The sequence below is a fragment of the Streptomyces sp. NPDC012769 genome, assembly GCF_042901205.1.
Taxonomy (GTDB): Bacteria; Actinomycetota; Actinomycetes; order Streptomycetales; family Streptomycetaceae; genus Streptomyces.
Genome location: NZ_JBIBCP010000003.1, coordinates 1238514 through 1264534 on the forward strand (window position 1 = coordinate 1238514; position 26021 = coordinate 1264534).

27 protein-coding genes and 1 pseudogene are annotated in these 26021 nt (G+C 70.5%); 13 read left to right on the plus strand and 15 right to left on the minus strand.

The window, feature by feature from the left end:
* The first annotated feature begins 179 nt into the window (after positions 1 to 179).
* From ACFY7C_RS20985 to ACFY7C_RS21000, 4 genes are all read left to right on the plus strand, one after another.
* The gene (locus ACFY7C_RS20985; protein WP_389652530.1) at positions 180 to 566 is read left to right on the plus strand and encodes a VOC family protein; all 387 of its coding nucleotides are present in this window, start codon (positions 180 to 182) and stop codon (positions 564 to 566) included.
* Positions 563 to 961 carry a VOC family protein gene (locus ACFY7C_RS20990; RefSeq protein WP_389652532.1) on the plus strand — a complete coding sequence of 133 codons (399 nt, stop codon included), beginning with the start codon at positions 563 to 565 and terminating at the stop codon, positions 959 to 961. The genes ACFY7C_RS20985 and ACFY7C_RS20990 overlap by 4 nt, the downstream gene beginning before the upstream one ends.
* Before the next feature lie 110 nt (positions 962 to 1071).
* A complete protein-coding gene (locus tag ACFY7C_RS20995) occupies positions 1072 to 2001 on the plus strand; it encodes an SDR family oxidoreductase (protein ID WP_389652535.1) in 930 nt (309 codons plus the stop codon).
* 41 nt (positions 2002 to 2042) lie between these two features.
* The gene (locus ACFY7C_RS21000; protein WP_389652538.1) at positions 2043 to 2429 is read left to right on the plus strand and encodes an MmcQ/YjbR family DNA-binding protein; all 387 of its coding nucleotides are present in this window, start codon (positions 2043 to 2045) and stop codon (positions 2427 to 2429) included.
* A gap of 140 nt (positions 2430 to 2569) precedes the next feature.
* Here the strand turns inward: ACFY7C_RS21000 and ACFY7C_RS21005 are convergent, their stop codons facing one another.
* The 3 genes from ACFY7C_RS21005 to ACFY7C_RS21015 form a co-directional block, all read right to left on the minus strand.
* The gene (locus tag ACFY7C_RS21005) at positions 2570 to 3844 is read right to left on the minus strand and encodes a cation:proton antiporter (RefSeq protein ID WP_389652796.1); all 1275 of its coding nucleotides are present in this window, start codon (positions 3842 to 3844) and stop codon (positions 2570 to 2572) included.
* A gap of 317 nt (positions 3845 to 4161) precedes the next feature.
* Positions 4162 to 4767 carry a dihydrofolate reductase family protein gene (locus ACFY7C_RS21010; RefSeq protein WP_389652541.1) on the minus strand — a complete coding sequence of 202 codons (606 nt, stop codon included), beginning with the start codon at positions 4765 to 4767 and terminating at the stop codon, positions 4162 to 4164.
* A 420-nt stretch (positions 4768 to 5187) separates the two neighbouring features.
* Positions 5188 to 5853, minus strand: a complete 666-nt coding sequence (locus ACFY7C_RS21015; protein WP_389652544.1) for a hypothetical protein — start codon at positions 5851 to 5853, stop codon at positions 5188 to 5190.
* A gap of 429 nt (positions 5854 to 6282) precedes the next feature.
* Between ACFY7C_RS21015 and ACFY7C_RS21020 the strand changes: the two genes are divergently transcribed.
* Together ACFY7C_RS21020 and ACFY7C_RS21025 are read left to right on the plus strand one after the other, a co-directional pair.
* The gene (locus tag ACFY7C_RS21020; RefSeq protein WP_389652547.1) at positions 6283 to 6729 is read left to right on the plus strand and encodes a hypothetical protein; all 447 of its coding nucleotides are present in this window, start codon (positions 6283 to 6285) and stop codon (positions 6727 to 6729) included.
* 234 nt (positions 6730 to 6963) lie between these two features.
* On the plus strand, positions 6964 to 7560 hold the full coding sequence (locus tag ACFY7C_RS21025; protein ID WP_389652550.1) for a DUF2165 domain-containing protein: 597 nt from the start codon (positions 6964 to 6966) through the stop codon (positions 7558 to 7560).
* 25 nt (positions 7561 to 7585) lie between these two features.
* Here the strand turns inward: ACFY7C_RS21025 and ACFY7C_RS21030 are convergent, their stop codons facing one another.
* Positions 7586 to 7987 (minus strand): hypothetical protein, encoded by a 402-nt coding sequence (locus ACFY7C_RS21030; protein WP_389652553.1) that lies wholly within the window; start codon positions 7985 to 7987, stop codon positions 7586 to 7588.
* Positions 7988 to 8139: 152 nt separating this feature from the next.
* On the minus strand, positions 8140 to 8781 hold the full coding sequence (locus tag ACFY7C_RS21035) for a hypothetical protein (RefSeq protein WP_389652556.1): 642 nt from the start codon (positions 8779 to 8781) through the stop codon (positions 8140 to 8142).
* Between the two features lie 204 nt (positions 8782 to 8985).
* On the opposite strand from ACFY7C_RS21035, the gene ACFY7C_RS21040 reads away from it, so the two are divergent.
* The 3 genes from ACFY7C_RS21040 (at position 8986) to ACFY7C_RS21050 (ending at position 12008) form a co-directional block, all read left to right on the plus strand.
* On the plus strand, positions 8986 to 9396 hold the full coding sequence (locus ACFY7C_RS21040; protein WP_389652559.1) for a RidA family protein: 411 nt from the start codon (positions 8986 to 8988) through the stop codon (positions 9394 to 9396).
* A gap of 780 nt (positions 9397 to 10176) precedes the next feature.
* On the plus strand, positions 10177 to 10716 hold the full coding sequence (locus ACFY7C_RS21045) for an ArsR/SmtB family transcription factor (protein ID WP_389652562.1): 540 nt from the start codon (positions 10177 to 10179) through the stop codon (positions 10714 to 10716).
* The gene (locus ACFY7C_RS21050; RefSeq protein WP_389652565.1) at positions 10713 to 12008 is read left to right on the plus strand and encodes an MFS transporter; all 1296 of its coding nucleotides are present in this window, start codon (positions 10713 to 10715) and stop codon (positions 12006 to 12008) included. The genes ACFY7C_RS21045 and ACFY7C_RS21050 overlap by 4 nt, the downstream gene beginning before the upstream one ends.
* A gap of 262 nt (positions 12009 to 12270) precedes the next feature.
* On the opposite strand, the gene ACFY7C_RS21055 is transcribed toward ACFY7C_RS21050, so the two are convergent.
* The 5 genes and pseudogenes from ACFY7C_RS21055 to ACFY7C_RS21075 all read right to left on the minus strand — a co-directional run.
* The gene (locus ACFY7C_RS21055) at positions 12271 to 12711 is read right to left on the minus strand and encodes a hypothetical protein (protein WP_389652568.1); all 441 of its coding nucleotides are present in this window, start codon (positions 12709 to 12711) and stop codon (positions 12271 to 12273) included.
* Between the two features lie 59 nt (positions 12712 to 12770).
* Complete coding sequence (locus ACFY7C_RS21060; protein WP_389652571.1) at positions 12771 to 12998, minus strand: hypothetical protein; 228 nt, start codon at positions 12996 to 12998, stop codon at positions 12771 to 12773.
* A 298-nt stretch (positions 12999 to 13296) separates the two neighbouring features.
* On the minus strand, positions 13297 to 13986 hold the full coding sequence (locus ACFY7C_RS21065; RefSeq protein WP_389652574.1) for a hypothetical protein: 690 nt from the start codon (positions 13984 to 13986) through the stop codon (positions 13297 to 13299).
* Positions 13979 to 14506, minus strand: coding sequence for a SigE family RNA polymerase sigma factor (locus ACFY7C_RS21070; RefSeq protein WP_389652577.1), 528 nt, complete (start codon positions 14504 to 14506; stop codon positions 13979 to 13981). The genes ACFY7C_RS21065 and ACFY7C_RS21070 overlap by 8 nt, the downstream gene beginning before the upstream one ends.
* A gap of 220 nt (positions 14507 to 14726) precedes the next feature.
* A pseudogene (locus ACFY7C_RS21075) lies at positions 14727 to 15153 on the minus strand (Tn3 family transposase); the annotation flags it as partial.
* 67 nt (positions 15154 to 15220) lie between these two features.
* On the opposite strand from ACFY7C_RS21075, the gene ACFY7C_RS21080 reads away from it, so the two are divergent.
* On the plus strand, positions 15221 to 15580 hold the full coding sequence (locus tag ACFY7C_RS21080) for a transposase (RefSeq protein WP_389652799.1): 360 nt from the start codon (positions 15221 to 15223) through the stop codon (positions 15578 to 15580).
* A gap of 135 nt (positions 15581 to 15715) precedes the next feature.
* Here ACFY7C_RS21080 and ACFY7C_RS21085 read toward each other — a convergent pair whose 3' ends face one another.
* Complete coding sequence (locus ACFY7C_RS21085) at positions 15716 to 16030, minus strand: hypothetical protein (RefSeq protein ID WP_389652580.1); 315 nt, start codon at positions 16028 to 16030, stop codon at positions 15716 to 15718.
* 225 nt (positions 16031 to 16255) lie between these two features.
* On the opposite strand from ACFY7C_RS21085, the gene ACFY7C_RS21090 reads away from it, so the two are divergent.
* Entirely contained in the window at positions 16256 to 16762 is a 507-nt protein-coding gene (locus ACFY7C_RS21090; protein ID WP_389652583.1) for a suppressor of fused domain protein, read from the plus strand.
* Positions 16763 to 17190: 428 nt separating this feature from the next.
* Here ACFY7C_RS21090 and ACFY7C_RS21095 read toward each other — a convergent pair whose 3' ends face one another.
* The 3 genes from ACFY7C_RS21095 to ACFY7C_RS21105 are packed head-to-tail and all read right to left on the minus strand — an operon-like array spanning position 17191 to position 20093.
* Positions 17191 to 18693 (minus strand): MFS transporter, encoded by a 1503-nt coding sequence (locus ACFY7C_RS21095; RefSeq protein ID WP_389652586.1) that lies wholly within the window; start codon positions 18691 to 18693, stop codon positions 17191 to 17193.
* Positions 18690 to 19295 carry an NAD(P)H oxidoreductase gene (locus tag ACFY7C_RS21100; RefSeq protein ID WP_389652589.1) on the minus strand — a complete coding sequence of 202 codons (606 nt, stop codon included), beginning with the start codon at positions 19293 to 19295 and terminating at the stop codon, positions 18690 to 18692. Before ACFY7C_RS21100 ends, ACFY7C_RS21095 begins: the two co-directional genes overlap by 4 nt.
* Positions 19296 to 19334: 39 nt before the next feature.
* On the minus strand, positions 19335 to 20093 hold the full coding sequence (locus ACFY7C_RS21105) for an SDR family oxidoreductase (RefSeq protein WP_389652592.1): 759 nt from the start codon (positions 20091 to 20093) through the stop codon (positions 19335 to 19337).
* A gap of 150 nt (positions 20094 to 20243) precedes the next feature.
* Here ACFY7C_RS21105 and ACFY7C_RS21110 point away from each other — a divergent pair, with 150 nt between their 5' ends.
* A complete protein-coding gene (locus ACFY7C_RS21110; protein ID WP_389652595.1) occupies positions 20244 to 23666 on the plus strand; it encodes a BTAD domain-containing putative transcriptional regulator in 3423 nt (1140 codons plus the stop codon).
* A gap of 612 nt (positions 23667 to 24278) precedes the next feature.
* On the opposite strand, the gene ACFY7C_RS21115 is transcribed toward ACFY7C_RS21110, so the two are convergent.
* The gene (locus ACFY7C_RS21115) at positions 24279 to 24788 is read right to left on the minus strand and encodes a hypothetical protein (RefSeq protein WP_389652598.1); all 510 of its coding nucleotides are present in this window, start codon (positions 24786 to 24788) and stop codon (positions 24279 to 24281) included.
* Between the two features lie 963 nt (positions 24789 to 25751).
* On the opposite strand from ACFY7C_RS21115, the gene ACFY7C_RS21120 reads away from it, so the two are divergent.
* On the plus strand, positions 25752 to 25973 hold the full coding sequence (locus ACFY7C_RS21120) for a DUF6896 domain-containing protein (RefSeq protein WP_389652801.1): 222 nt from the start codon (positions 25752 to 25754) through the stop codon (positions 25971 to 25973).
* Positions 25974 to 26021: the final 48 nt, after the last annotated feature.

Genomic DNA, 26021 nt, shown 5'->3' on the forward strand with positions numbered 1-26021 from the left:
CAGCGCCACGCGATCAAATCCGCCCGTCACTCGTGTGAAACTCCGCAGGTCGCTCCATATAGGACGCGCACTGTCCTATATGGAGGTCATGCTTCCGCTAGGGCTTCTCGAAGCGGGTCTTGTGCCCCCCGAGGAGCTCCGCCCCTTCCCCTCACCTTCCCCGTCAGGAGCGATCCCTGATGAAGCCCCCTGCCATCTCTCCGTGCCTGGGAGTCGTCGACACTCAGGCGGCCGTCGACTTCTACGAGAAGCTCGGCTTCACCGCCCTGCCTGCCGGCAATGACCCGGACGACGACATGCGCATCCTGCTCTTCGACGGCGAGTTCGCGCTGATGGTCTACCGGGACGAGCACCTGCGTGGCTGGCTCCCCGTTCTGAAGGACACCCCGGTCGGCGCGTTCGGCATGTTCTACCTGGCCGTCGACGACTTCGACGCCTACGTCGAGCGCATCCGCCCCCTGGTCACCGTCCAGAAGGACGTCATGGAGCACCAGGGCCAGAAGCTCTTCTACTTCACCGACCCCAACGGCTACGTCATCGCCGTCACCCAGAAGCAGACCTGGTGACCACCGTGACGCAGAACGACAGCAGCACCGCCACGGGCTCGGTGAAGTGCGCGGCCTTCTGGGGGCACGACGGCAAGGCGCTCGCCGACTTCTACGCCGCCGCCCTGGGCTGGCAGGTCATCCAGACCTTCGGTGACACCGCGGCCATGATCAGCGATGGCACCACCACGTACGTCTTCTACACCGCCGAGTCCTTCAAAGCGCCGGACTGGCCCGCCGACGAGCTCGTCTTCCACCTCGATCTGACCTTCGCCGACGTGGAGGCCGCCGAGCGGCGTCCGATCGGTCTCGGCGCCACCAAGCCCGCCCACCAGCCCGGCGGCACGCACTGGACCGTCCTGCTCGACCCCTCCGGCCAGCCCTTCTGCGTCAGCGCCGCAGGCAAGAACGGGTGACACCCCCTCGGTCCGCGGGAGGCCGCAGCAGCCGATCCGGACGGGGCCGACATGCCGGGGCGCGTGCCGCACTCCGATCACCATCGTGGAGCGAACAAGGAATGACCCGTATGAACCACGACGAAGTCAGGGCGCTTGCGGGAAGGGTGGCGCTGGTCACGGGGGCGAGCCGCGGCGGGGCCCGGGCGATCGCCGTCGAGCTCGGCCGGGCCGGGGCCACCGTCTACGTGACCGGCCGCTCCACCCGCGCCAAGGCGGGCAAGTCGGGCCGCCCGGCCGGGACCGTGGAGGAGACCGCCGAGCTGGTCACCGCCGCCGGCGGCGAGGGCATCCCCGTCGTGGTCGATCACCTCCAGACGCAGCAGGTGCGGGCGCCGGCCGAGCGCATCGACCGCGAACAGGGCCGGTTGGACATCCTCGTCAACGCCGTCTGGGGCGCGGAGCACCTCGTCGAGCGCGGCAGGAAGATGTGGGACTGCGACCTCGACAACGGGCTGCGCATGCTGCGGCTCGGCATCGAGACGTACTACATCACCAGCCACTGCCTCCTCCCCCTGCTGATCCGCCGGCCCGGCGGACTGGTGGTGGAGCTCACCGACGGCACCGCGGAGTTCAACAGCGGCCACTACCGTGCCCCCTTCGCCTTCGACCTCGCCAAGTTCGCCCCGTTCCGGATGACGTGGGCACTGTCCGAGGAGGTGAAGGAGTACGGCTGCACGGCCCTGGGTCTGGCTCCGGGCTGGATGCGTACCGAGGCGATGCTCGACGCGTTCCACATCACCGAGGACAACTGGCGCGACGGCTGCGGGGTGGACCCCACGTTCGCGATCTCCGAGACCCCGCTCTTCACCGCCCGGGCCGTCGCCGCGCTCGCCACCGACCCGGACGTGGCCCGCTTCACCGGCACCTCCCTGTCCGTCGGCACGCTGGCCCGGCAGTACGGCTTCACCGACGCCGACGGATCGGCCCCCGACTCCGTCCGCTACTTCCAGGACTACATGCGCACCGGCCAGGCGCCCGCCCCCGACCTCTACCGCTGAACGCGGCCCCTGGGAACCCGCGCCGCACGAAGGACATCACGATGACCCCCGAAGAGGTCGCAGAGCTCGCCCTCGCGTTGCCCGAGGTGACGGAGGAAGAGCCGTACGGCCCCAACAGGCCCGTCTACAAGGTCGGAGGCAGCATCTTCGCCATGCTCGCGGCGGCCACCACCACCCACCCCGACCAGGTCACCGTCAAGTGCGAGCCCCAGCTCGCCCTGCACCTGTGCGAACAGCACACGGCCGTACGCCCCTGGTACCAGGGCCGCCGCTGGCACTGGCTCACCGTGCACCTGGGCAACGACACGATCCCCGACGAAGACCTCACCGACATGCTCCACCACGCGTGGGACTGCGTGGTGGCCGGCCTGCCCGCCGCCACCCGCGAACGGCTGCGCACCCTCCACCACCAACAGGAAGGGCCGTGAGCACGCCACCCGCAGAAGGCGGCCAAGTGGCCCGACCTGCAGTCGTCCATCGGCGACTGGACCGGAAGGGTCGAGGCCGCCTCCAAAGAGCTGCCCGCGTTCCTGCACCCGGGCATCGGATTCACTGGGCGACGGCAAGTTCACGGGGGTGCGGGTGAGGAGCGGCGCAGCCGGTCGAGGCGACGGATGACGGGTGTCGCGGCGGCACCGTGGACGATCACGGAGAGCAGGACGGTGAAGGCGACCACCGCCCAGAGCTGCCGCGCGTGGGTTTCGAAGGCGTCGGTGTGGCCCAGCGCGTACGCGAGGTAGAACAGCGAACCGATGCCACGGATGCCGAAGAAGGCGGTGACCGTCTTCTCCTTCGGACCCTGGGGGGAACCGAGCAGGCCGATCCATCCCGCCGCCGGCCTGACAACGAGGACGAGCAGGACGGCGACGAGGGCTCCCTGCCAGGTGAGGTCCCCCAGACCGGCGGCCACGAGGTAGCCCCCGAGCAGGAAGAGCAGGCACACCGTCAGCAGCCGTTCGATCTGCTCGGTGAACTCGTGCAGCACACGGTGGTAGCCGTGGCTGCGCTCGGCCGCCCGGATGGTGCAGGCCGTCACGAACACGGCGAGGAAACCGTAACCGTGGAGGAGTTCGGCCGTTCCGTACGCCACGAACGTGGCACCCAGGGCGACGAACCCCTCCATGTGCTCCGACAGCCGCAGCGCGTCCCTCCGCACGCGGAAGAACATCCAGCCCAGTAGGCGTCCGGCCACGAGCCCCACCGCCACCCCGGCCGCGATCTTGACCAGGACGTCGACGAGCAGCCACCGTCCGATCCAGTCCGCCGACCATCCGTCGCCGGCCGCCGCGGCGAGCGCGAGGGCGGCCAGGACGAACGGAAAGGCCAGTCCGTCGTTCATCCCGGCTTCGGCGGTGAGGGTGAACCGGACCTCGTCCTCGTCGTTCTCCGCGTCGGTGGGCTCACCCACCCGCACTTCCGCCGCCAGTACGGGATCGGTCGGTGCGAGCACCGCGGCGACGAGCAGCGCCGGCGCGGGCGGCCAGTCGAGCAGCAGCGCGGCGACGAGCGCCGTCCCGGCGATGGTCAGGGGCAGGCTGATGCCGAGGAGGCGCCAGGGCCCGCCCCACGCGCGCCGGCCGAAGGGCCGGTTCAGCGCGAGACCGGCCCCCATGAGCGACACGATCACGCACAGTTCGGTGACGTGCTCGACCCAGAGCCGGTCGGCCACCGGGTCCACCGTCGGCACGGGCAGCGGCAGCGCCGCCACGGCCGCGCCCACGGCCAGGAAGACCATCGGCGTGGAGAGGGGCCGCTTGAACACGAGCCTCGGGACGACGGCCGCGCCGAGCGCACCCAGGCCCATTGCCAGGTAGACGGTGTCGGAGAGGATCACCCAGCCCATCCTGTCCGCAACAGTCCCGTCCATGCCTGTGCCCGGGGCGTCCCGGTCTGCCTCCTACCTCCGCCCCGAGGACGATCTCGCAGCGGAGGCCGAGGTGCTACTACGTCACCACACTGAAAAATGCCCCACCAGCTGATCCGGAACGCTGGTGGGACGGCCGCCTGACAGGACACCGGTACGCGGCGAGGTCAGTGGGGTCCACGGGCTTGCCCTCGTACGGAGGGATCCGCGCGCGGGCCCCCGGTGTGACAGGGCGCGCTATCTGGCCCGCCTGGCCGAGTAGCGCGCTCAGCCGTACGGCAGCGGACGGGGCGGCATCACGCAGGGGCGCCGAGCGGCGGGTGCTCGAGTACACGGGGCTTGTATTCGACCAGTTGGATGCGGCCGTCGAAGGTGCGGTGATCGATCATTTCCAGGGCAACGTCCGGATATCCGTCGTAGATGCGTTCTTCGCCCGTGGCCCCGGTGATCACCGGGAACATCACGACCCGGAAGCGGTCGACGAGTCCGGCTCGCAGCAGGGACCGGCACAGGCTGAGGCTGCCGATCGTGCTGAGGAGCCCCGAGCCACTCGACTTCATGGCCCGCACCGCCTCGACGGCGTCGTCTCGTACGAGCGTGGAGTTGGCCCACGTCAGTGGCTCCTCGAGCGAGGAGGAGAACACCACCTTGGACGCTCGCGTGAGCTCGTCGACGGACGCCTCTTCTTCGGGCCTGAACTCGTCCTGGCCGTCCGGGACCCCGCCTGCGGCGAAGCCCGACATCAGGCGATAGGTGTTCGCTCCCATCAGGTACGTGGCCTCGGGCTGCTTGCCGAGCCACGCGAGGTACTCCGGGCCCTCGAGGCCCCAGAACCCGGGCCATCCCTCTCCCGAGGCGTAGCCGTCGAGGGAGGTGATGAAGTCGACGAGAAGCTCCGACATGGCGATGTCCTTTCCTGGGGTGTCACGAGCTTGGACCGGCAGGGAGGCACAAACTCATCGGCCGCGCCGTGGAGTACCGAGAAACCCCGCGACGCTGTGCCGATCAGATCGGCGGAGCGACACCCGCGAACGGAGGGAGCGAGTGGTTCGGTATTTGCGGGAAGACGTGCCGACCCGAGGAAACGAACCGGGCCCGTTTCCGCGAACGCCGGAAGCACCCTTGCTTTCTCGAACACCGGCGTGCTCTGACCTGCGGAAACAGTAGTGGTGGTGTGCATCCGGGCCTGCCAGGTGGTGCTGGTGGGCCGCTTGCCCCGGCAGCCTGTGCAGCCGTCCTCACCGCGGATATGGCCGGCCATCCAGGCGTCGAACGTCCTGCGGTTGCCTGACCCCTGCCGTGCGGTCTGCCCGGCGGTGTGGTCACCAGTCGACGTGAGTGGTGATCCACTTCTGCAGGGCGTTCTCGTCCTGCTCGGGCGGCAGGTCGGGGCCGCAGGCGAGCGGTGTGTAGGAGAGCTGGAGGTGGGTGAGGTAGCCGTAAGGGCCGTTGTCGGGTGACGGTCCGAGGATCAGGGCGTGGGTGGGGGTGCGCCAGACGCGGTGGGTCATGGCGGGGCCGGCGACGAAAGCCGCCTCGCAGGTGATCGTCCGCTCGGGGTCGGAGCCCAGATGTCCGATCACCGCCTGCGCCGCCCGGGCCAGCACGTCCTCGCAGTCCTCGGCCGTGGCCGGCCGCGTCCCGGTCCAGCCGGGCTGCTTCTGCCAGTCGTCCATGAGGTCGAAGAGCCACCGTCCGTTGCTCATGTCCTCGTCCTCCGGATCGACGGGGTAGATCTCGCCGAAGACCAGGAAATGCCGGGCGTCGGGGTGCCCGAAGGGGATGTAGCTCTCGCTGCACAGGACATGGCCGTGCCCGGTGACCAGGGAGTCGCAGACCAGGGAGTGCTCCCAGCCCCATCCACGCCGGCGCACCACCTCCTCGACCACCTCTTCGGGGACCGGGGGCTCGGTCGGCAGACCGACGAGTTCGGCGACGGCGGGAACGGTCAACGGCCGGTGGGCGAGAGCGTGTACGGAATCGGGCACGCACCTCACCCTAGATCGTTTCCGGGAGGCCTGGGAGCTTCGCGCCCGAGACGGTAGGGCACGCCGCATTCTGTTCGCAGCCCGCTCCGGGCCGCGTCCACATCGTCCGGGACGCGACGCGCCCACCGGCTCAGGCGGTGCTGATGACCGACGCTGAAGCCGCCGACCGGCTTACCGCCACGGCGGGCTCGCTCCCGGCGGAACCGGATCGCCAATGCGGCCGCGTGCCCCGACGCGCGTGCCCTGTCCTGAGCACGGCACCCCAGCGCCCGCCCGGCTGTAGTGACGATGTGCGTAGGTCACGACTTGGGAGAGTGGATGTCCTGTCGTGTACCTGCGGTGCACGCTGGGTTCATGGCGAGACGGGCAGGGGTGCGGACGGGGACGCCGGGTGGCTGTCTTCTCAACGGGTGTCTGACCCTTGTGGGGGTGCTGCTCGTCGTCCTGATCACTGGGTGGATCTGGTTGGAGACACAGCCGGCGCGTGACGAGGCTCAGGCGCGCAGGGATCTGAGGGAGAACGTCGAAGTGCTCCGCGACCGGCTGGGCGAGGCGGCGGCCGACGGCAGTCTCACTGATAAGGAGATCGCCGGAATCCTCCCTCCGGCGAAGCCCGCCAAGGGCTTGGTAGGCGTGACGCGGCAGGGCGAGGCGGTCACCGTGGTCGGGGAAGTGCTGGGCCTGGGACCGCCGCGGACCTTCATCTTCGTGTACGAGCGGTCGGTGGCCGGGTGTTACGCCTTTGAGGTGCCGCCCCCGCAACCCGAAGCCGCGCGGCCGTCCGTCCGGGAGCTACCCAAGCAGGCGTGTGCGGCGGGCCCGGTCACGCGCCCGGGGTTCGACCGTGAGGGCCGGCAGACGCCTGGCTCGAGGTAGTACGCCATGCCTGTGGCTTGCTTCACACCCGCGGCGTCCGCCGGGGCCTCGCCGCAGGCGGCGCCGCACACGCACAGTCCATGTACCTTGCCTGCCCCCTGCGTTGACCGGGGTGAGACGGCCGTTCCCGCCGCCAGCGTGGTGCCAGAACCGACACGTCTCCTGCGCGCACGTGGGGAAGGGATGGTACGACCCGCGGTCCAGCTCCGCGGGAGACATAGGGAGGGCACTTCCATGACACAGTCCCACCGGCCCGCCGGCACCGACTCCGGCGCCCCTTTCCCGGAAACATCCCCGGCCGGGCGGCCGAACCGGCTCCTCCGGCTGGGCGCGCCGCCCGTCGCGGCGACCGCGCTGACGCTGACCGTCGCGCTCTACATGACGCTGGTCGCCTTCGGGAACATCACGGACTTTGGAACCAACCAGCAGTTCGTCCAGCACGTCCTCAGCATGGACACCACGTTCAAGGACCCTGACCTGATGTGGCGAGCGGTCGAATCGCCCGCCCTGCAGAACGCCGCGTACGTCGCCATCATCGTCTGGGAGACCCTGGCCGCACTGGTCCTCCTTGCCGCCGGCTGGTGGTGGTGCACAGGGCTGCGCCGCGGCGTGTACGACCGCGCCCGCGCCGCGAGCACGGTGGGTCTTGTGATGGTGCTGCTGCTCTTCGGGATGGGCTTCCTCGCGATCGGGGGCGAGTGGTTCGCCATGTGGCAGTCGTCCGACTGGAACGGTCTGGACGCCGCGGCCCGCAACGTCGCGCTGGCCGCCTTCACCCTCCTCGTGGTGCACCTGCCCGGCGTGCGCCGGTCAGGTGCCGAACGGACCTGACACCCCCTGTGCGGCCAGCCTCTCCTCAGAGCGGCTGGCCGTCGAAGGGGTGTCCGGAGCCGGGCTTGAACATCGTGCCGAGGTCGTACTGCGCAATCCCGAACGGCTGGAAATCGACATCGGCAAGGACGCGGTAGAGGAACTCAGAGGTGGACCTGTCGTACCGATCCCATGGGCCGCCGTCATGGGACCGCGCGAGGACGGAGTACTCGCCCGGCCGCTCGGCATCGATCAGCCAGCAGTGCTCGTCGGCCCATTCGGTGGAGCCCCACGAAACCAGCCCCTTGCCGCCCGGCGCGTAGATCGCACAGGGATCGAGGGCGGAGACGTCTCCGTACGTGCTGCCCTGGTCGACCGACAGGGAGACCCGGACGGTGTGCCGCTGCTTGCGCGGCGCGTCCCTGAACTGGATGCCCTCAGCGGGCAAGTCCGCATTGCCTCACGCTGCCCTGGCACTCCGGCATCGTCGAAGGCCACGTCAGCCGGGTCAGAATGATCAAGCGCCAGTTGTACAGGCGGGCTGGCTTCGACCTGCTGTGGAAGCTGACCACCGCTCTGTCGTCCGACGAGCGGGTCCGTTCAGCCGATCGCAGACGGCACTGGAGCCAGGCCCAGCTTGCTCCGGCAGGAGTCGACGGCCTGAGTGACCCAGGCGGTCACGGCGTCGCGATCTGCCGCGATCGCGTGAAGAGTACGCGCCTTCTCCTGGGCTTCGACCACCCACGGGGCCAGCGCGTCCTCCCGAAGGACTTGTTCGAAGTGATCGCGGGCCGTGTCCGGGTCCCCAACCAGAGCGGCTGCGATCCCAGAGTCGAAGCTGTCCCAGAGGAATCCCCGCCGCACCGGCCTGGACGTCAGATACTGGGCAACGTCCGGCAGAGCCGAGAACTTCTCCCTCAGCGCCGTCACGTTCACGGCTGCTTGCCGACTGAGTTCGAGCGCCAGCGGCGCGAACTGTTCCTCGGTGCGGAACGACTCGGGGCTGACCCGGACCGCGTCCACGTGGAAGGCCAGGTGGTCCACGTCATGCCACAGCCACATCGCACCCACGTACAGGCCGCTGCCGGCAATCCGTGGCGGGGTGAACTCCACAACCCCGAGCCACCACCCGTGATCATCAATCCACAACCGCGACCGCCCACGCTGGGCCAGGCCGAGCGGCTTCAAAGACTCCCGCGCGGCTGAGGTGATGATCCGGAGCACCGGACTGCGATCTGCCATGACCAGCATTATCGACTGCCCCACCGACACCCGGTCGGTCGTAGTGGCACATCACAGTCGCGGCCTGTTCACCCACACGGACCTCACCGCTCCACAGAAGTTGCACGGCATCGCCCAGGAGGTGGCGAGAAAAATGGAAGGCGGGTGCCTACGGGTTGTTGACAGGATGTCCCGCTCAACTCCCTGGGAAAGGACCCGACGATCGTGGCTCGTGCCATCACACTGATCCGCTCCGCCTCCCTGTCCGACGTCGCCGAGTACGCCTATGCGGCCACGGCGCCCGCCGACTCCCGCCTGATCTTCCTCGCAGGGGCGTGTCCCCTCAACGACGACGGCTCGACCGCAGCGATCGGGGACTACGCGGGTCAGGCATTGAAAGCAGTCGAGAACATGCAGGCTGCTCTCGCTGCCTCCGGCGCGTCTCTCCAGGACGTCATCAGTACCAGGGTTCTCGTCGCATCGGCCCGGCGCGAGGATCTGGTGTCTGCCTGGGAGGTAGTCCGGGACTCATTCGCTGACCATGACGTCCCCAGCACCTTGATGGGCGTCACCGTGCTCGGCTACAAGGATCAGCTCGTCGAGATCGAGGCCGTCGCCGCCGTGCTCGACAATTGAGGCCCGCATCTCCCACCTGTGAGCCAAGGACCTGCTGACGGTCACGCATCAAGGCAACGTCAGCGGCATCCACGACGCCCTGGTCGGCATCGGCATCGGCTCCGAGCGCAAGTGCCGCAACGACCTCAACGGGGTGCCGCAGCTGGTGGGCATCATCGACCGTTCCGACGACACGCTGCGGCACCTTGCCCGCTCCTGGGTGACCTCAACTGGCAGCGACTCGTCCTGATCACCACCCCGCCCCCCCCCCAAGAGCAGCCCGCTCCCGGGGCGCCCGCGTGTCCGGCGTCCCTGGTGAAGCCCTCCGGGAAGGCACCTTCGTCTGGCGGCGCACGCAGGTGGACGCTCAGAGTCCGCACGGACATCTGACGACTGCGTCCTCCCTTTCGAGGGTTCGCGTCGGCTTTCTCCCAACTCACAGGCCGAACGCGGCGAGCGGCCAGAAGGCGGGCACCAGAACCGCCGAGGTTTCGTACAGCAGCTCAGGACATGGGCACGGAGTCCTGCGCTGCTCAGGCTCATCACGCCTGCGTCGTCGCACGGCGCCCGCCGCTTGGTGACCACGGCCGCGAAGACCAGCCACGCCGGTCCCGAGGTCACCGCCCTGGACGGCTTCTAGGCAGCCGGTTCCTTCACCGGCGCTGACGCGACGGCGAGGAACAGGAACAGGCGGCGGCGAACGACGTTGTCCGGCGCCCAGGTTCGCGCCGGAGAGCGGGCTCTGGGGGTCCGCGCGAAATCCCCTTGCTCAATGGTCAAGAAACGTTGACCATTGCTCGCATGCCGACCGATGATCTTCCCGAGACGTTTCACGTCACCACCGACGAGCAGCTGCGCGCCGTCTCCAACCTCACGCGCCACCGGATCATGGCCGTGCTCCGCTTCGAGCCGGCGACGATCACACAGATCGCCGAGCGGGTGGGTCTCGCGAAGGGGAGTTCCAGCTATCACGTGCGGCTGCTGGAGCGGGCCGGCCTGGTGAAGGTGGTACGGACGCGGAAGGTCCGGGGTGTCACCGAGCGGTACTACGCGATGGCCGCGCGGGCGATCGTGCTGCCGGATCCGGGTGAGGGAGGGCCGGATGTGCTGATGCGGCATGCGGTGGCGGACCTGGAGGCGTCGCCGGTGGGTGGCGAGCGGCACGTGGGTATGGCGCATCTGCGGCTCACCGGCGAGCAGTTCGCGCAGCTGGGGGCGCGGCTGCAGGCACTGGCCGACGAGTACCGGGAGCTGTCCGATCCGTCGCTGCCGGACGCGTCACTCGTCTTCGCGCTGTTCCACCCGGCACCGCGCCAGCAGGCCGGGGGAGACGCCAAGTGACCTCAGCCATGCGGAAGTTGCCGACCGGGTTCGGACGGCTGTGGACCGCGCAGACGGTGTCCTCGCTCGGTGACGGGGTGTCGCATGCCGCGCTGCCCCTGCTCGCGCTGACGCTGACGCGGGATCCGATGGCGCTCGCCGTCGTCACGGCCGCCGGGACGCTGCCGTGGCTGCTCTTCGGGGTGCTCGGCGGTGCGCTGGTGGACCGCTGGGACCGCCGACGCACGATGTGGGTCATGGACGCGGCGCGTGCGGTGCTGCTCGCGATACCGGCGGCAGCGGCCGCGCTCGACGGCTTGAGCATTCCGCTGCTCGCGGCCGTCGCCTTCCTGCTCGGCCTCGGCGGACTCTTCTTCGACACGGCCGCCACGGCCTATCTGCCGGATCTGCTCGGCCGCGACCCCGCACTCCTGGAGCGCGCCAACTCCCGCTTGCGGGGCGCCCAGACCGCCATGTCCGGCTTCGCGGGTCCGCCCGCCGGCAGTGCGTTGCTCGCGCTCGGACGGGCGGTTCCGCTGCTCGTCGACGCGCTGTCGTTCATGCTCTCGGCACTGCTCGTACGGTCGCTTCCTGCCGTGCCCCGGCCCGTGCCGGAGGTCCGCGAGTCGCTCCTTCGGCAGGCGCGGGCCGGCGCCTCGTACGTCTTCCGGGACCGGTTGCTGCTCGGGCTCGCGCTCCGCCCGGCGGTCGGGAACGTCGCCTTCCTCGCCGTGGAGACCGTACTCGCCCTCTTCGCGCACGACCGCCTCGGCATCGACACCTACGGCTTCGGCCTGCTCCTCACGGCGGAGGCCGTCGGCGGCCTGTTCGGGGCGGGCATCGCCTCCCACCTCGGCCGGCGGCTCGGCACCGGCACCGCACTGACCTGCACGGCCGCCGTCGAAGGGCTCGCCATCCTGGGCCTGGCCGCCGCCCCGACCCCGTACGTCGCCGGCCTCGCGCTCGCCGTCTGCGGGGCCGGCATGGGCGCCACGATGGTGCTCGGCCCGTCCCTCCGGCAGGCGATCGTCCCGGCCCGCCTCATGGGCCGGGTCGCCTCCACCTCCCGCATGCTGGCCATGTGCGCCGCCCCCCTCGGGGCCTTCCTCGGCGGCTGGCTGGCCGCCACCCACGACATCCGCACCCCGCTCTACGCCGCCGGAGGCCTCCTCCTGGCGATGACGGCCGTCACGGCATCCATGACCAGCAACCGCCGAGTCGAAGCGGCGCTGCGTGCCGCCGCCCCGCCCGGCGGTCCAGATCACCCGGCACTCAAGCATCCCGCCCAGGAGAGTGCAGCCGACGTGGTGTGAGGCTTGCCGCGAAGGCGTCACCACAGGTCGGTTGTCAGGCCCCCACGAGTCGCAACGTGTGGCTGAGTCGGTCGGGTGGCTGGTACCGGAGGAGGCGCTGGCCCTGGCCGGGGCCGCTGGTGCCCGACGCCGCACGCCGCTCACGTCCGTGATCGGTGAGCCGCGAGACGGCAGGGAAACGGTTCCGCGACCCAAGTGGCAGCAGGGCGCTGCACCGGACCGGCTTCGGGGGCGGTCGGCGGAGGAACTGGCGGCGGGCGGTTCAAGGGGCGGGGCGTAAGTCGTCCTGGTCCTTGAGGACGGTGACCTGGTCGCCGTCGGCGGCGTAGGAGACCACGCCGCTCCACCGGCCGTCCCCGCCGCGCCGCCACTCGGTGAGCAGGCCGGGCAGCCACCGGCCGTCCGCACGGACCAGGCAGGGCTTGGCGGTGCGGGACGGCCGGTAGGCGGGGAAGCAGGGAATGCAGGCGCCACGGCCCTGTGCCATGGCGTCGGCGAGTGAGATTCGGGTGGGCTCGTGAACCTCCCGACCGAAGCGTGCGGCCCGGGCCTGGCCGTCGGCGAGAGCTTGGCAGGCGACGGTCCGGTGGAAGACGGAGCCGCCGCGGGTGGTCCATACGTTGGAGGTAAGCCCGTGCGGCACCGGCTTGCAGTGCCCGCACTGGCCGACTATCAGTCCATGGTCGCAGCGCTGGTCGGTCATCCCTGCATCGTGCCCCGGCGGCGGACGAAGATCAATGACGGCTCGTCAGCCCACTCTCCTCAAGGCATGATTGAGGGAGACCGCAGGTGCGGGTCCCAAGACTCCGCGGTCAGCCGGCGGTGCAGTTCGGACAGGCCGTTCAGCAGTTTGGCGAGACCGAGCTTCAACACGAGCTCGAACTGGGCCCCTTCCTCGATCTTCTCCACAACGCTCGCCTTGATGGCGGTCTTCCAGGGCAAGCGCAGCTTCAGATGGTCGGGCGTGGCGGTGATGAACTGGATCTGCAACGGGTCCGAGGGGAGGCCCGCGTCGCTGTACCTCAACCGGTCATACGCGTAGCGCAGGTAAGTGATGTCGGTATGTAAATGACCGAGCATGAGACCCGCGGCGGTCAGGCCAGCGGCAGGGCGCCCGTCAAGGCCTGCCGGTAGGCCGTCGGGGGAGACGCCGATCGTCGCCGAGAGGTGCTGGCGCAGGGAGACGGCCGCGCCGAGGCCCGCGTGGGCCGCTACGTCCTCGACGGATTCCTCGCGCGGACCGACCTTTCCCTCGGCCCTCCACCACCATCACCCTGAAGCGCCGGCGTCAGTATGCATGGCCGTTCTTCGCAGCGGACTTCGGCCGGGCCACTTCGGCACGCAGGCGGCCCATCTTCACGCTGCCTGCAGTGTCGTCCTCACACTTCAATTGCACACGGCCGTCGGTACCGAAGGGCAGCACCTCTTCAGGCCTGAACTCGAAGAGACGCCGGCCGTCCTTTGCGGGACGCTCCGCCTGGGCGAGGAGCAGCACATAGCGGCCGGGCTGAGGAAGCTGTGCCTCGGATACCGGATACCACGTGAGGGCAGGGCCGGAGGAGGGGACGCTGTCACTCTCTGTAAGGGTGCCTTCGATATCGAAGCGGAAGACCGAACCCTGAGTGATGCCGTCGTCCATGGCGATGCTGCCCTCCCGCAACTCCCCGTACACGACCCGGAAGCCCGACTGCCTGCCGTCTTGGAGGTTTTGAACGGTGCTCTGCAGGCAGTGCGCTGAGGCAGCCGGATACTGTTCCCCCTGCCCTGCAATGCCCCTGAACATGGTGGGGGCGCCCACTGCAGTCGCGAGGAGTACCGCAGTGACGCCCGCTGCTACCCCCAGCCGCCTGCGTACCAGCCGGCGCCGGGCGTGCGCGGTGAAGTCGGCGCCGGGTGTGGTGGGGGTGCCCGGCAGTTCTGCCGCGGCGGCGAGCAGCCGCTGCACCTGTTCCTCCTCGACATGCCGCTGGTCAGTCACGGTCCACACTCCTGTCGAGGTCGTAAGAGACGGTGGTCAGAAGACCCCCGTTACGAAGGGCCGCGAGGGCACGAGCTGCGCGACTCTTCACCGTGCCGGGGGAACAGCCCAAGGCATCGGCGATCTCTCCCTCGCTGAGCTGGTGGTAGTAGCGCAGCACAAGCACAGCCCGCTGAGCCGGCGGGAGAGTCTGTAACACGTTGCGCACCGCCACGCCTGTTGCTGTCTGGTCCTCGTGGCCCGGAAGAGCGACCTCTGGCAGCTGCTCGGCCGGCACCTCGGAATGCCACCTCCGTCGGCGGTCCTTGACGAGCAACCGGACCATCGTGGTGCGCGCGTACGCCTCCGCGGCTTCCAGCCGCCCGATCCTGTGCCATGCCCGATAGGTACGCATCAGCGTCTCCTGCACGAGATCCTCGGCCCGTGGGCCGCCGCCCGCCAGCAGCCTGGCCGTCCGCAGGAGTGAGGGGTAGCGCGCGTCCATGAACGCCGTGAACGCCTCGTCCCTTTCGTTGCGCATCCGTTCCACTCCTTGCTGGCCCGCCATCCGGGTCCTTCACCCTGAACAGAGGACCCGGGCGGCGAACAAGGTTCCATAGGAGCGAGTGGGTATCCGTGCTTGCCAGGCTTCAGCGGAGCTGATCGTGACGCGTGAGCGACAGGCTCGCTCCGCCAGGGTCCGCAGGCGGGAAGACCGGGGCCTGGTCCGTCAAGATGTGCGGCGCACACGACGGGCGGCGTCACCCCTCGTCGGCGTCGTCAGGACCACGCAGTGGCCGCAGACCACCGGGCAGGTGCCAGCAGGGAAAAGGAGTAACGGCCCAGCACGTTGATGTGGTGGCGCACGAACGGTGACAGCGATGCTGGCTGACGGCGGCGTCCATCTCCCGGGTGCTGAAGAGGCCCACAGCGTGGAGGACCAGGCCGAGGCGCCGATCTGATCCTCCATGCCGTCCTGGTAGCGCTGGTAGAGCTACCCGGCCCGGCCGTGGATGTTCTGCCGTGCCAGCGCGTGGCGGCCTTCCTGGAGATCGGCCTGCACCTTGATCCGGCGACGGTAGCCGGGCTCGTCGGCCAGGCGCAGGATGTGCAGGGTCTTGGCGATCCGCCCGTGGTGGGCGATCGCGTCTTGAGCGCGGTGTGGCGTCCGTTGCGCGAGAGCATTCGTGGATGACGCAACCGGCGTTGGGGCCGGTGGTGAGATCACCGGCAGGTGAGGGGATTCCTGTACCGGGTGGGCCGCTCGCGCGGCGGGTTCACCACCAAGCTCCATCCGAGCGCAGATGCCCGCTGCCGCTCACTGCCCCTGATCGTCACGCCAGGGCAGCGGGCTGGCTGCACCCACTTCAAGCCGGTTCTTGAGAAGATCCGCGCGCCCAGACCTGGCGCAGGCAGGCCACGCAAGAAGCCCGACAGCGTCGCCGCCAACAAGGCATACGGCAGCCGACCCTGCCGCGAGCACCTGCGACGACGCGACATCGGGTACACCATCCCGGAGAAGACCAACAGCCAGGCCGCCCGGCGCCGCAAGGGGTCACACGGCGGCGGCCACCCGGCTTCGACGAGGACCGCTACGAGGAAGGCAACACGTTGAACGAGCGATCAACCGCCTGAAGCAGCCCCAAGCCGCCCCTGCTACAGCAAGCGCGGCGACGCCTGCCTCGGCACCGCCACGGCAGCGAGCCTCGTCATCTGGCTTCGCACATGACGGACCGAAGCCGCTAGGAGATCACCTCACCTGGGGGACGTTGTGCGTCACGATGAGCTGAGCCATCTCGCGCAGCCGATGCCAGACATGCGGGCTGTCGTCCTCAGTGAGCTTGGGAATGACCTCCTCCAGCTGGCCGAGGATGACCCTGACGGTAGTCATTCCCCGCTCGTGGAGGGAACCGCCGTTGGCGACCCACGTGGACGTGCAGCCTCCCAGCCTGGTGTCGAGCGACACCAGATCGACGCCCGCGACCTCGAGGCCGTTCCACCCGCGGTCCCACGGCTCGTCCCGCAGGCGCGTCACCGCAGCTACAGGGTCTTCAGCAGCATTCATACCCCGCATCATCGCGGGGCCGTCCCCACTGCGAAAGGCTGAAGCCGATCATCACGACCGTTCCGCCTCGTACATCTCCTTCAAGGACGCGGCGCATGACGGCCTGACAGCTCCTAGCGGCCCACAGTCCTCCAGTGCAGCGGGGGCAGGCGGCACCGGAACCAGCGCAACCAGCGGGCGATAGCAGGCGTCGAGGCCCACGTTCGCGAGTTCTTCACCGGCCACATGATCACGGTCAGCGACTACGATCTGGGATCTGGACGAAGGGAAGCTGTTCCCGACCTGCGGATCCTCACCGTCAGCCCGGGACCGCGCGCCGACAGCTGGGCCTACATCACCGCCGGTTGTTGGTCCACGGTCGAGACGGACGGCCACGGCCTCGAATTCGTCCTCACCGCTCCTGTCCGCGACGAACGCTTCGCTGATCTCCTGGCCATGACCGCCTACTACCACTCCGATCACCACCTCGGTCTCGAGCACAGCCTGCCCATCGGGGAACCGTGGCTGCCCGGGTCCCACCGCGACCACCTGCTGGTCAGCCTTCCCTACCTCCACAGACCTGACCTCTGTCAGTCCACACTGCCGGACGGCAATGCCCGCATCCTCTGGGTTCTGCCGGTCACCGCAGCCGAGATGGCATACCGCCGCGAGCACGGTCACGAAGCCCTTGAGCAGCTTTTCGACGAGCACGCGATCGTCCCGACCGATCCACGGCGTCCATCCGTCGTCTGACCCAGCGAGCTTCTGGGACGCAAGCGGCAGCCACGGAATCCCTCCAGTGCCCAAACGCGTCGACATGTCGAGCCGCAGTGATCACCGACTGCCGTGCAAAGCCATCGACAATCGCTGTCCGATTTCATCAGCGAAGCCACCCCCACGACCGGCTCCTGTGGAAGAGCGAAGTCCCGATGGCTGCAAAGGTGAGAACGAGGAACGCATGTGGGCGGATTCGGAGAGCGTCCGGGCCTCGGTGGTGCCAATGCGGCTTTTGGCTATGCCGACGAAGGCCAGGAAGTGCCGGGCCTCCCGTTCGTAACGGCGGTGGAGGCTTCGGCAGCCGGCCAGTCAGGACGACACCGCGGCGGGCGTGCGCATGGCTACTCCCCCCAGGCGAAGCCCGAGGGGAGTAGCGAGCCCGGCACGGCCCGAAGGACACGGCCCTAGCCGCCCGAGGCGATCCTCGGTACCTTCCGCAGGAGCACGGCCACCAGCACCGCCGTCAGCAGTGCGAAGCCCGCGCTCAGGGCCGACGCCGACTGCAGGGCCGTGGTGAACGACTCACGCGCCGTCGCGAGGAGCGCCTCGTCCGCCACGGTGCTCGCCGCGCCCAGGGACTCACGTGCCGCGGCCGGGGCATCGCCCGGGATGCCGCTGCGGTAGACCGCGACCGCCACGCTTCCGGTCACCGCGATCCCGAGCGCCAGGCCCAGGTCGTACGCGGTCTGGCCGGTCGCCGCCGCCGCGCCCGCCTTCTCCGGCGGAGCCGCAGCGACCGCGAGGGCCGTGCCGAGGACACTGATCGGGGCCGCCCCGAACATGATCACCGCGAGCCCCAGGGACGCCACGCCGACTCCCTCGGCCAGGGCGATCAGCGCATACCCGGCCAGGGACACCGACAGGCCCCCGATCAGGACGAACGCCGGGCGGACGCGGCGGGCGAGCGGCGGCGTCAGCTGCGATCCGGCGACCAGCCCCGCCGCCCCCGGCAGCAGCCAGAGACCCGCCTCCAGCGGCGACTGGCCCGCCACCGCCTGGAGGTACTGCGGGACCAGATACTCCACCCCGTTCAGCGCGGCCATACCGAGCAGCAGGGTGAGCAGCGCCCCCATGAAGGCGCGGTCGCGAAAGAGCCGCAGGTCGAGCAGGGGAGTGGCCAGCCGGTTCTGGCGGCGGACGAAGAGCAGCGTGAAGGCGATGCCACCGGCGAAGGCCGCGCCCGCCTCCGCCGTCGGCCCGTGCGAGGCCACCGACTTCACCCCGTACACCAGCGGCAGCACCGCCAGGAGGAAGAGCGCCACGCTCGGCACATCGGTCCGGCCCGCCCCCGGATCTCGGTACTCCGGCAGCAGCACCGGCGCCGTGACCAGGGCGATCAGCATGATCGGCAGACCGATCAGGAAGACCGAACCCCACCACCAGGACGCCAGGAGCACACCGCCGACGATCGGTCCGACGGCCAGACCCACCGAGAGCGCGGTCACCCACATCGCGATCGCGGTCGCCCGCTGCCGTGCGTCAGCGAACATGTGGCTGATCAGGGCGAGCGTGGAGGGCAGCACGGCGGCGCCCGCCACGCCCAGCAGGGCGCGGGCCGCGATCAGGGTCCCGGCGTTCGGGGCGTACGCGGCCAGAAGCGAGGCCGCCAGGAAGCCCGCCGAGCCCGCCATCAGCAGCCGGCGGCGGCCCAGGCGGTCGCCGAGCGTCCCCATGATGACCAGGGTGCCGGCGGTGAGGAAGCCGTAGATGTCGGTGATCCACAGCAACTGGGCGCTGCTCGGCCGCAGATCGGCCGCCAGGTACGGAGTGGCCAGCCACAGCACGCCGAGGTCGGCCGTCATCAGGGTCACGGGGAGGAGCAGGACGGCGAGGCCGAGCCACTGACGGGCGCCCGCCTTCCCGGGAGCCGCCTCGGCGGGGGACGCGGGCGCATGGGTGGTGGTCATCGCGGCAGCACTCCGTTCAGGGATTCCTCGGCGGATTCGAGCAGTTCCCGCACCCGTTCCGGGCGCAGGGCGCGCGGCACCCCCGACAGTTCGGTGCCGTATACGATCTCCACGGACGCGTCCTCGATCCCGCAGTAACGGGAGACCGCGAGCCGCAGCTGGACGTCCAGGGCAGTGGACAGGCCAAGGCGCTCGATCTCCGCCTCGGGGCTGCCCATCAGGGCCAGCCACAGCATCCGCTTGCCGGCCAGCCTCGGCTTGCTGCGCCCGTAGGCGAAGCCGTAGTTCCACACCCGGTCGATCCACCCCTTGAGGACGGCGGGCGGCGCCATCCACCAGACGGGGAAGACGACCACGATGTCGTCTGCGGCCAGGATGCGGTCCATGTGGGCCAGGACCACCGGGGAGTAGACCTTCTCCCGGTTCTCCCAGTCGGGTTCGTCGGCCGGCCGGAGGACCGGGTCGAAACCCTCGCCGTACAGATCGAGTACGTCGACGGTCCCGCCCCCTTCCTTCAGCCGGGCGTGGACGAGGCCGGCGACCTGGGCGGTCAGGGAGTCGGTGCGGGGGTGGGCGTGCACGAGCAGGGTGTGGCGGGGCATGACGGTGTCCTTCGGGAAGGGGGGCGGGCACGGTGGGGGTCAGAGGCCGAGGCCGGAGCCACCGCTCGCGTCGATGTTCTGGCCGGTGACCCAGCGGGCGTCGTCCGAGGCGAGGAAGCCGACGACGTCGGCCACGTCCCCCGGCTGCCCGACCCGGTTGAAGACGGAGAAGCCGGCCGCGTGTGCCTTGGCGGCGGCGTCGGCCATCCACGGGTGGATGTCGGTCTCGATCGTGCCGGGGGACACCGCGTTGACGGTGATGCCCCGGGCGCCGAGGGTCTGGGCGAGCGTCAGGGTCAGCACCTCGACCGCGCCCTTGGAGGCGGCGTACGACGTCATGCCGGGGAAGGCGACCTTCGTGACCCCGGAGGAGATGTTGATGATCCGGCCGCCGTCGCGCAGTCGGCCGAGGCCGTGCTTGACGATGAAGAACGGCGCCTTGGCGTTGACCGCGAAGACCCGGTCGTAGTCGGCCTCCTCGACCTCGTCGATCGTGCCGGGCCCGGCGATCCCGGCGTTGTTGACCAGGATGTCGACGCCGTCGGCGTGTGCGTCGAACGCCTCCCACAGAGCCTCGGCGTCGCCGGGGACACCGAGTTCGGTACGGATCGCGAAGGCGGAGCCACCGGCCGCCTCGATCGCGGCGACCGCCTCCTTCGCGGCGGCCTCGTTGTTCGCGTAGTGGACGGCGACACGGGCGCCGTCGGCGGCCAGGCGCAGGGCGATGGCCCGGCCGATGCCGCGGCTGCCGCCGGTGACGAGCGCAGTCCTGCCGGTGAGGGGAGCGGTGCGGTTCATCGAAAGTCTCCTCGGTGGGGGTGTGTCCTGCTGACGAGGAAGACTCTGCGGGTCGGCGGTTCGGGTTCGGTTCGGGTTCCGTTCGGGTCGGGTTCGGATTGGGTCCGGGTCGGGTTCGGCCTGGTGAGGGCGGGGAGTTACGGTGACGGCATGCGATTCGGGGTGCTGGGGGAGACGGCCGTCTGGACCGAGGACGGGCGGCCTGTCCGGGTCCCCGAGCTCAAGGTGCGCGCCCTGCTCGCGTCGCTGCTCGTCGACACGGGCCGGCCGGTCGCCGCGCACCGCCTCGTCGACGACCTGTGGGGCGAGGAACCGCCCGGCAAACCGCTGCGCGCCCTTCAGGCCAGGGTCTCCCAGTTGCGGCGCGTCCTGGACGAGGCCGAGCCGGGCGCCCGGGACCTGCTGGTCTCCCGCTCACCCGGCTACCAACTCGTATTGTCGACAGGCTCCTTGGACGCCGACCGGTTTGCCGCGCTCGCCGCCCGCGCCCGCGCCGCGGCCGACCCGGGGCGGCGGGCCGCGCTGTTCGCCGAGGCGCTGGCGGTGTGGCGGGGGCCCGCGTTCGCGGACTTCGCGGACGAGCCGTTCACCCGGGCCGCCGCGAACCGTCTGGAGGAGGAGCGTCTCGTCGTCCGCGAGGAGGCGGCCGAGGCACGGCTCGATGCCGGAGAACACTCCTTGCTGGTCGGCGAGTTGGCCGAGCTCGTCGAACGGCATCCGCTGCGCGAGCGACTGCGTGCCATCCGCCTGAAGGCGCTGTACCGTTCGGGCCGGCAGAGCGAGGCGCTCGCGGGGTACGAGGAGCTGCGGGTCCGTCTCGCGGAGGACCTGGGCCTCGACCCGAGTCCGGAACTGGTCGAACTGCACCGGGCGATGCTCCGCCAGGACCCGGCGCTCGACGCGGTACGAGCCACGGCGCCGGCGGCGCCCCGCGGTGCCTCGCCCTCCCCCTCGGCGCCCCGCGGTGCCTCGACCTCACCTCCGGCGCCACCGGGAGACGCGACCTCACCTCCGGCGCCACCGGGAGCCGCGCAGTCGAGCCCTGGCACCGAGGCCCCTGCGCACGGACCCGGGACAGGGCAGGGAACGGGGCCCGGAACAGGGCCTGGAACAGGGACCGGTGAGCCGCGCGGCAATCTGCCCACGCCCATCAGCGGACTCGTCGGGCGCACCGCGGCCGTCGAGGAGATCGGGGGACTGCTCGCCGGACGGCGGCTCGTCACGCTCACCGGCCCCGGCGGCGTCGGCAAGACGCGGCTGGCCGTGGAGGTGGCAGGGAAGGTGCGGGAGCTGTTCCCCGACGGCGTGTGGCTGATAGAACTCGCCGGTTCCGGAGGCGAACTGGCCGAGGTCGTCGCCGCGACCATGGAGCTGCGCGACGACGGAGCCTGGGGCGTACGGCCCGAGGCTGGGCGTACACCGAGCGGGGCGGAGCGGCTCGCCGCCGTCCTGCGCGGCAGGCGGATGCTGCTCGTGCTCGACAACTGCGAGCACGTGATCGACGAGGCCGCCGCACTGACGGAGCTGCTCCTGCGCACCGTTCCGGACCTCGTGGTCCTCGCGACCAGCCAGGAGCCCTTGGCCCTCGCCGGGGAGACGCTGTGGGCGGTGCCCCCGCTCGACCTGTCGGGGGCGGTCGAGCTGTTCGTCGCGCGGGCGGCCGCCTCGGCGCCCGGTTTCGCACCGGACCCTTCCCAGAGGGCCGCCGTCGAGGGCATCTGCCGCAGCCTCGACGGCGTCCCGCTCGCCCTCGAACTGGCCGCCACCCGGGTGCGGGCCCTTGGCGTGCACCGGCTGCTCGAACGGCTCGACGACCGCTTCCGGCTGCTCAACGCCGGCCAGCGGGGCGCACCGGCCCGACAGCAGACACTCCGCGCGGTCATCGACTGGAGCTGGGAACTGCTGCCCGAACCGGAGCGCCGGGTGCTGCGCCGGCTCGCCGTGCACGCGGAAGGCTGCACCCTGGACGCGGCGGAACAGGTCTGCTCGGGCGGCCAGGTCGCGCCCGAGGACGTCCTCGACCTGCTGGCCCGGCTGGTGGACCGCTCGCTGGTCGTCGCCGTCGACGGGAAGGACGGGCCGCGCTATCGGCTGCTCGAATCCGTGGCCGCGTACTGCGTGGAACGCATGGCCGACGCGGGCGAGACCGAGGACGTACGCGGCCGGCACCTGGCGTACTACACGCGCCTGGCGCAGGCCGCGGAACTCCGCGGCCGCGCCCAGCGCGAGTGGCTGTCCCGCCTCGACGCGGAGTCCCCGAACCTCCGTGCGGCGCTGGACCGCGCGGTGCAGTCGGGTGACGCCGCACACGCGCTCCCGCTCGTCGACGCGCTGGCCTGGTACTGGGTGCTGCGCGGCCGCCTGGGCGAGGCGGTCCGCTGGACGGCGGCGGCCCTGGACACCCCGCCGGCCCCGGCCCCCGCCCCGACCACCGCCCCCACCGACCGGCTGCGTTCCCGCGTCGCCGTCTGGCACACCGGCCTCACCGTCATGAGCGGCGACGGCACCGACCGCCGACACCGCATCACGGCCGCGCTCGCGTCGTTCGACGCGGCGCACGGAGCCGATCCCGCCGCCCGCGCCTGGGCCCGCTGGTTCCTCGCCCACGCACTGTGCGGGACCGGGAGCCAGAGCGAGGGCGAGGAACTGACGAACGCGGCGCTCGTCGGGTTCGCGGCGGCCGGCGAGCCGTGGGGGGAGGCAGCGGCGCTGGCGGACCGGTCCGTGCAGCGGCTGCTGCGGGGGGATCTGAGCGGGGCCGAGGAAGACGCCGCCCGCAGCGCCGCACTGTTCGACGCACTCGGTGACGCGTGCGGGGGCTTGTGGTCCGTGTACCCCCAGGCGACCGTCGCGGAGATCCGTGGCGAGTACGAGCGGGCCGCCCGGCTCAAGCACGCCGCCCTGGACACCGCCGAGAGCTTCGGACTGACCACCGAGGTGCCCGACCTGCTGTCGGGGCTCGGCCGGACCGCTCTGCTCATGAGGGACATGGCGCAGGCACGCACGTACCACCAGGCAGCACGGGAGAAGGCCGTCGAGGTCGGCTTCCGGGCGGGCGAGATCAACGCGATCCTCGGCCTCGGCCTCGGCGCCCGCCGCGAGGGACTCCTGGAGGAGGCCGAGGAGCACTTCCGTGAGGTCCTCGACTGGCACCGACTGGTCGGACTCGACGGCGCCAACGCCCTGATCCTCGCCGAACTGGGCTTCCTCGCCGAACTGCGCGGCGACGCGCAGGAAGCACTGGCGCTGCACGAAGAGGGCTACGCGACGGCACTGACGACCGGCGACCCGCGGGCGGTGGCCCTGGCACTCGAGGGCCTTGCGGGAGCGGAGGCCCTGTCCGGGCGGCCCACGCAGGCGGCCCTCCTCCTGGGGGCCGCGGGTGCGATGCGCACCTCGACCGGGGCGCCGTTGCCGGCCGCGGAGCGGGGCGACGTGGAGCGGGTGGAGGCGGCGGTACGGGCGGAGCTGGGGGACGGGGCATTTCGGGCCGCCCGGACCCGGGGCGAAGAGCTCGGGGCGCAGGCGGCCGTGGAGGAGGCGCGCGCGGTCTCCAGGACACCGGTGCCGTAAGGGTGCCGTCCGGCCGACCGGGCCCGACGTGATCGGGAACGGCTTTCCCGCCGGGCGCAGGACCGGTCATCGCCCGACGACGGTAGCGCCGCTTCCGTCGCACGATGGCGACGGAGCGCGGCGCGGTCGCCTCGGCCGCCGGCTGACCGCGCCCGGCACGCCACCCGTGGCAGTGACGGGTGAGGTCCGCGTGACCGACTGGTTCCGCGCCGGATCCGGGGGCCTGCACATCACCCTGGCCCGGCCCGCCCGCCTCCAGGGCGCCGCCGCGCAGGGCCCGGTGGGCGGAGTGACCCGCCACGCAGTGCCGCACACCGCCCCGAAGACGCCTGCCCGTGCACGCGGCAGGCCGCGGGGCATCTGTCCCCGCCCAATTGGGCCCGCAGCACGGGCGGGCCGCCGAACCGGCCATGGAGTGGGGCACCCCGCCCACGGCATCCGCTGCGCGCAGCTCGCCGCCGACCGCCGCCAGCCGGCCGTTCGGTGAACATCGCCGTCGTCGACCATCTCATTTTCAACGGCGGGATCGTCGAGACCGGCACCGAGTCGTACCGTCTCGCCCCTATCAAGGCCCAGCAGGAGCTCAAGGGCGGTGGACCAGGTCCGCTGATGTCAGCCGTTCGGGGCTTCGAACGTGTTCACCGCGGTTCGGAAGGCCCGCTGACCGGGCTGGGCAGGGTTGATCAGCACCACGAAGTCGGGCAGGGCTCCCGGAACGGGGCGCCCTGCCGTGTCCTGGCTGCCGGCTTCGGCCTGCCAGTCGATCAAGTGGACGACCACGGCATAGCGGCCGTCGGGCATGCGGTGCTCGATGACGCCCTCGGAGACGTCCGGGCTGACGTGCTCGATGCCGCCCACGAGCGCGCGACCGCGGGAGACGAAGAGGTACGGCCTCGAAGCGACCAGCTGATGCGCTGCCTCCCGCTCGGTCAACGCAGCCGGCGCGGCCACAGTGCCCGAGCGAACCAGAACAGCGAACGCGCCGTCTCCGCCGACATTGAGCGCCACCAGAGAACCTGCCTGGATATGACGGACGATGTCTTCGTCCTCCAGGAGCTCCTCCTCCCAGGTGTCGTAGTCGACGACGTCCTCGAAGCTCTGCGGGTCCCACAAGACGAGCATTCCGGCGTCCGTTGCGACCGTCGAGGGAACCTCGTCACGGGGCTGCCGAGCAGTCACTCGCTCCTCCGGTCGTCTCGCGGGCCGCACTCGAACCGGCTGATTCTCGCAGTAAGGAAAACGGTCTGCCGGGCGGGGCCGCGTCACGCCCACACCCGAGTCCGTTTTCAGGCCGCCACAACGACTGGATCCGCCCCTCACCGAGGCCGCTACAGACCGCCCGACCGGGGCGGGCTCAAACCGTCACGGCCACCCTCGCGGCCGCCGAGGTTGAGCTCGGTTTCGTCCCCGGGGCGAGGGAGCTCATGGCGTCCTGGACCGCTTCAGTGAGCGCCCCGCGCCGCCACCTGAGGCAGGACCTCGGGCTCTCCGGCACAGGGCTCGCACGGTTCCAGCCCGACATAGCCAGCAGGCGGCGGGAGCAGATGGCGAAGCGACATGCCGGACCCACGACGCGCACCTTCCGCCGGGTGACCACCGGACCCACGCCGCCTGTGCGGCTGCCTGACGACCGCTCGCTGCGCCGCAGGGCCGGAGGGGGTCCGTGCCCGGTCCGTGCCCTGTTCTCCACAGGCTCGGAAGCCAATCCCCACCATTCGGCGTAAGGTGCGTGGAACAAGGTTGGCGATACAGAAAACCCGTGCTGTCCTGGGCGTATGAAGCAAACGAGTGACATGGTCGAGCCCCCACATTTCGCACTGCGCGTGGATGGTTTGTACTTGACTATTCAGCGCATCCCCGGATGGCTCGCCGCCCTGGTCACCACCGCCGGCGGGGCAGTGCTCACGTGGTGGATACAGCACTGACTGAATCTTTCAGAAGGCCGTTCTGCGGAGATACTGGCAGCCCATGGAACAATCCCTTCAGCTACGGGCTCTGGGGGGATGACGCCGTATGGAACGGGTTGGGGCTGCACGGGACGTCGTGCTTGGTTACGTCCACGCTCTGAACGCGATTGATAAGGCCATGAGGGCGGCGATCCCCTCCCTTGAGCGACTCGCAGATGTCGTTGGCCTGGTCCGTTCGCGTCGAATCATCAGCCGGAGTGGGCAGTTCGGCACCTACTCCTACACAGTGCATGGGGCAGGGTGCCTTTTCGTCAGCGACAACGGCACCGAGGTCGATGTCGACTTCGCAGCCGACGGGAGCGAATCTTCGACCTCTGGCGGCTGCGCTGCTACGGGCTGAGCCTGCCGGAGTCTCTTGACGTCACAGATCAGGACCTGCGGGCCGCAG